The organism is Cyanobium sp. LEGE 06143 (assembly GCF_015207535.1).
Taxonomy (GTDB): Bacteria; Cyanobacteriota; Cyanobacteriia; order PCC-6307; family Cyanobiaceae; genus NIES-981.
In genome coordinates this window covers 1-4,122 of record NZ_JADEWP010000201.1, presented here as the reverse complement: position 1 = coordinate 4,122, position 4,122 = coordinate 1, and the positions used below count along the sequence as shown (strand labels likewise).

4 protein-coding genes are annotated in these 4,122 nt (G+C 73.0%); all 4 read left to right on the top strand.

The features are described 5' to 3' along the window. Window positions 1-26: 26 nt before the first annotated feature. From bioB to IQ216_RS12075, 4 genes are read left to right on the top strand one after another with little or no spacing between them, the layout of a single operon-like run. Window positions 27-998, top strand: coding sequence for a biotin synthase BioB (bioB, locus tag IQ216_RS12090; RefSeq protein ID WP_193815652.1), 972 nt, complete (start codon window positions 27-29; stop codon window positions 996-998). 10 nt (window positions 999-1,008) lie between these two features. After that, on the top strand, window positions 1,009-1,968 hold the full coding sequence (locus IQ216_RS12085) for a rhodanese-related sulfurtransferase (RefSeq protein WP_193815651.1): 960 nt from the start codon (window positions 1,009-1,011) through the stop codon (window positions 1,966-1,968). Continuing rightward, window positions 1,961-2,977: a DUF952 domain-containing protein gene (locus tag IQ216_RS12080; RefSeq protein ID WP_193815650.1), complete on the top strand. Its 1,017-nt coding sequence runs from the start codon at window positions 1,961-1,963 to the stop codon at window positions 2,975-2,977. The genes IQ216_RS12085 and IQ216_RS12080 overlap by 8 nt, the downstream gene beginning before the upstream one ends. Continuing rightward, window positions 2,974-4,005, top strand: coding sequence for a zinc ribbon domain-containing protein (locus IQ216_RS12075; RefSeq protein WP_228007456.1), 1,032 nt, complete (start codon window positions 2,974-2,976; stop codon window positions 4,003-4,005). Before IQ216_RS12080 ends, IQ216_RS12075 begins: the two co-directional genes overlap by 4 nt. The last annotated feature ends 117 nt before the right edge of the window (window positions 4,006-4,122 follow it).

Here is a 4,122-nt window from a genome sequence, read left to right as displayed (position 1 = left end):
ACCCTGCCCTTTCCCCGCCCCGCTCAGTGACCCACCGCCACGACTGGACCCGCGCCGAGATCCAGGCCCTGCTGGAGGCGCCGCTGATGGAGCTGCTCTGGCAGGCCCAGCAGGTGCACCGCCAGGCCAACCCCGGCTACCGGGTGCAGCTGGCCTCGCTGCTGAGCGTCAAGACCGGCGGCTGCGAGGAGGACTGCGCCTACTGCCCCCAGTCGATGCACCACAGCGCCGATGTGAGCGGCCGGCCGGAGCTGGAGGTGGAGCCGGTGCTGGCCCGGGCCCGGGCGGCCAGGCAGGCGGGTGCCCATCGCTTCTGCATGGGCTGGGCCTGGCGTGAGATCCGCGATGGGGCGCCCTTCGAGGCGATGCTGCAGATGGTGCGCGGCGTGCGCGCGCTGGGCCTGGAGGCCTGCGTGACCGCCGGCATGCTCAGCGATGCCCAGGCCGCCCGGCTGGCCGAGGCGGGCCTCACCGCCTACAACCACAACCTCGACACCAGCCCGGAGCACTACGCGCGCATCATCAGCACCCGCACCTACCAGGAGCGGCTCGAAACCCTGGCGCGGGTGCGGCGGGCCGGGGTGACCGTCTGCTGCGGCGGCATCATCGGCATGGGCGAGGCACTCAGCGACCGGGCCGGGCTGCTCGAGGTGCTGGCCAACCTCGATCCCCACCCCGAGAGCGTGCCGATCAACGCCCTGGTGGCGGTGGAGGGCACGCCGCTGCAGGAGCAGCCGCCGCTGGATCCCCTGGAGCTGGTGCGGATGGTGGCCACGGCCCGGATCCTGATGCCCAGCAGCCGCGTGCGGCTCAGTGCCGGCCGCGAACAGCTCAGCCGCGAGGCCCAGATCCTCTGCCTGCTGGCCGGCGCCGATTCGATCTTCTACGGCGACACCCTGCTCACCACCGGCAACCCCGACGTGGCCGCCGACCAGGCCCTGCTCGCCGCCGCCGGCGTGACGGTGGAGGGGGCGGCAGCGGCGCTGTGCCCTGCCTGAGCCGCTCCCCATGGGCCTGAGCCTGGCTGCCTTCTACCGCTTCGCGGCCTTCGATCCGGCGGAGCTGCCGCCGCTGCGCCAGCGCCTGCTGGCCTGCGGCGAGGCCGGCGGGGTGCGGGGCACGGTGCTGCTGGCGCCGGAGGGGGTGAACGGCACGGTGAGCGGGCCGGCCGAGGCGGTGGAGGCACTGCTGGAGCTGCTGCGGGCCGATCCGCGCCTGGCCGCCCTGGAGGTGAAGCGGGCCGAGGCGCCCCAGCAGGCCTTCCACCGGCTCAAGGTGCGGCTCAAGCGCGAGATCGTGACCCTGGGGGATGCCTCCCTGCGCCCCTACCTGGCGGCGTCGGTGGGCCGCCACGTGGCGCCCGATCAGTGGGAGGCCCTGATTCGCGATCCAGACACGCTGGTGGTGGACACCCGCAACGCCTACGAGGTGGCCCTGGGCAGCTTTGACGGCGCCATCGACCCGGGCACCACCAGCTTCCGGCAGTTCCCCGCCTGGGTGGAGCAGCAGCTGCGGCCCCTGGTGGAGCAGCGCCGTCCCAAGGCGATCGCCCTGTTCTGCACCGGCGGCATCCGCTGTGAGAAGGCCACGGCCCACCTGCTGCAGCAGGGTTTTGAGGGGGTGCATCACCTGCATGGCGGCATCCTGCGCTACCTGGAGGAGCGGCCGCAGCAGGGCAGCAGCTGGCGGGGGGAGTGCTTCGTGTTCGACCAGCGGGTGGCCGTGAATCACCAGCTGGAGCCGGGCGAGGCCAGCCTCTGCCACGGCTGCCGCATGCCCCTCACCGCCGCCGACCGCCAGCTGCCCAGCTACGCCGAGGGGGTGAGCTGCCGCCACTGCGTCGATCGCCAGAACAGCGCTGATCGCCTGCGCTACGCCGAGCGCCAGCGCCAGATGGCGCTGGCCCGCCAGCGGGGCGAGGACCACCTCGGCCGGCGCTTTCCGGTGCCGCCCAGCAGCGGTGGCTGAAGCGCGGCCGATCCTCTACAGCTTCCGCCGCTGCCCCTATGCGATCCGGGCGCGGCTGGCCCTGGTAGCGGCGGGGCTGAAGCCCGGCGTGGATCTGGAGCTGCGGGAGGTGAGCCTCAAGGCCAAGCCGCCGGAGCTGCTGGCGGCGTCGGCGAAGGGCACGGTGCCGGTGCTGGTGCAGGGGGAGCGGGTGATCGAGGAGAGCCTGGCGGTGATGGCCTGGGCCCTGGCGCGCCGCGATCCCCACGGCTGGTTGCAGGGCTGGAGCGCGGCCGAGGCCGCCGCCATCGAGGCGCTGATCGCGGAGAACGACGGGCCGTTCAAGCACCACCTGGACCGCTACAAGTACGCCGGCCGGTTTGGTGCCGAGGGGGAGCAGGAGAGCCACCGCCAGGCGGCCCTGGCGATCCTGCGCCGCTGGAACCAACGGCTGGCGTCCGGCGGCTGGCTGCTGGGCGAACGGCCGTCCCTGGCCGACATGGCGCTGCTGCCGTTTGTGCGCCAGTTCCGCCTGGCCGACCCGCAGCGCTTTGACGCCGAAGCGTCACTGCAGCCCCTGCAGGCCTGGCTGGGCCGCTTTCTGGCCGGAGCGGAGCTGGCGGCGGTGCTGGATCCTCCTTGGGCGGCCCGCCAGGGGTGGTGGTCGCCCGGCTGGCTCTATCACCTGGCCCTGCGGCAGGAGTGGCAGGCGGCGCAGGCCGCCGGCAGCTACCGCCGTTCCACCCGCGGCCGCTCGCTGGAGCAGGAGGGCTTCATCCACCTCAGCCAGGCCCACCAGCTGGCCGCCAGCCATGGCCGCTTCTACGCCGACCTCGACCCCGCCGATCTGAGGCTGCTGGTGCTCGACCCCGATCGGCTGGCGGCGGCGGGCGCGGTGGTGCGGCTGGAGCCGGCGCCGCACAGCGGCGAGCTGTTTCCTCACCTGCACGGGCCCTTGTCGCTGGCGGCGGTGCTGGCGGCCTGGCCCTGGCGCCCTGAGGATGGGCCAAGCCGGAGCTCACGATGGTGAACCCCTCCCGAGGTCCGGAACGGCTGGTGCGCGCCGGCCAGTGGCTGATCGCCCTGCTGTTCGCCTACTTCCTGATCCAGGTGGGCGGGGCGCTGATCGCCGACCTGCCCCTGCTCTCCAGTCCGCCCAGACTCGAGCAGTTCCTCGACCAGCCGGCCAAAACGGCGCTGGAGGCCGAGCTGCAACCCCTTGAGAGCCGCCGCGAGGCGCTGCAGGAGCAGGCCGAGCGCCTGGGAGAGCGCCAGCAGCAGGCCCAGGCCCGCTACGAGCGCGAGAAGGCCAGCTTCGACAACTGGCGCTCCACCCGCTCGGCCACGGCTCAGTCCGACCAGAACCCGGAGGTGATCGCCCGGGCCCGCCAGCTCGATGGGCTGCTGCAGCAGCAACAGCAGCTCAGCGGCGAGCAGGCGGCACTGGCGGCCCGCTTGCGGCAGGTGCAGGCCTCGATCGCCGTGCCCCGGCAGCAATTGCAGCAGCTGCAGTCCGAGGCCCAGGGGCGCTTCCAGGCAGCCCGGCAGCGGGCGGAACTAAGGGCTTTCGGCATCCGGCTGTTGCTGGTGGGGCCGCTGCTGGGGCTGTCGCTGTGGCAGTTCCGCCGCTTCCGCCGCAGCGACCAGTGGCCCTTCGTGTGGGGCTTCCTGCTGTTCGGACTGTTCGCCTTCTTCGTGGAGCTGGTGCCCTATCTGCCCAGCTTCGGCGCCTACATCCGCTATGGGGTGGGTGCCCTGCTCACCTTCCTGGTGGGCCGGGCCCTGATCCGCTGGCTGAATGGCTACCTGGCGCGCAAACAGAAGGAGCAGGCGGCGCCGCAGGAGCAGCGCCAGCACACGATCCGCTACGAGAAGGCCCTGCAGTCGCTGGCGCGCAGCCAGTGCCCCAGCTGCGAGCGCAGCCTGCCGCGGCGGGAGGGCGTGCTGCCCAACTACTGCATGCACTGCGGCCTGCAGCTGCAGCACGACTGCAGCCAGTGCGGCGCGCTGCATTACGCCTGCTTCCCCTACTGCCCCAGCTGCGGCAAGCCGGCGTAATGGAGCCCGATCTGCCGAGCCTGGCCCAGCTGGAAGCGCAGGCCCGCCAGCGGGGCCTGCTGCTGCGGCTGCAGGTGGGGCGCCTGGCCGCCGTGGGCTGGAGCCTGCGGGTGGGGG

What these genes read in the sequence shown, in the direction of transcription:
- IQ216_RS12085 (WP_193815651.1), top strand. Translation starts at nt 1,009, where the DNA reads ATGGGCCTGAGCCTGGCTGCCTTCTACCGCTTCGCGGCCTTCGATCCG.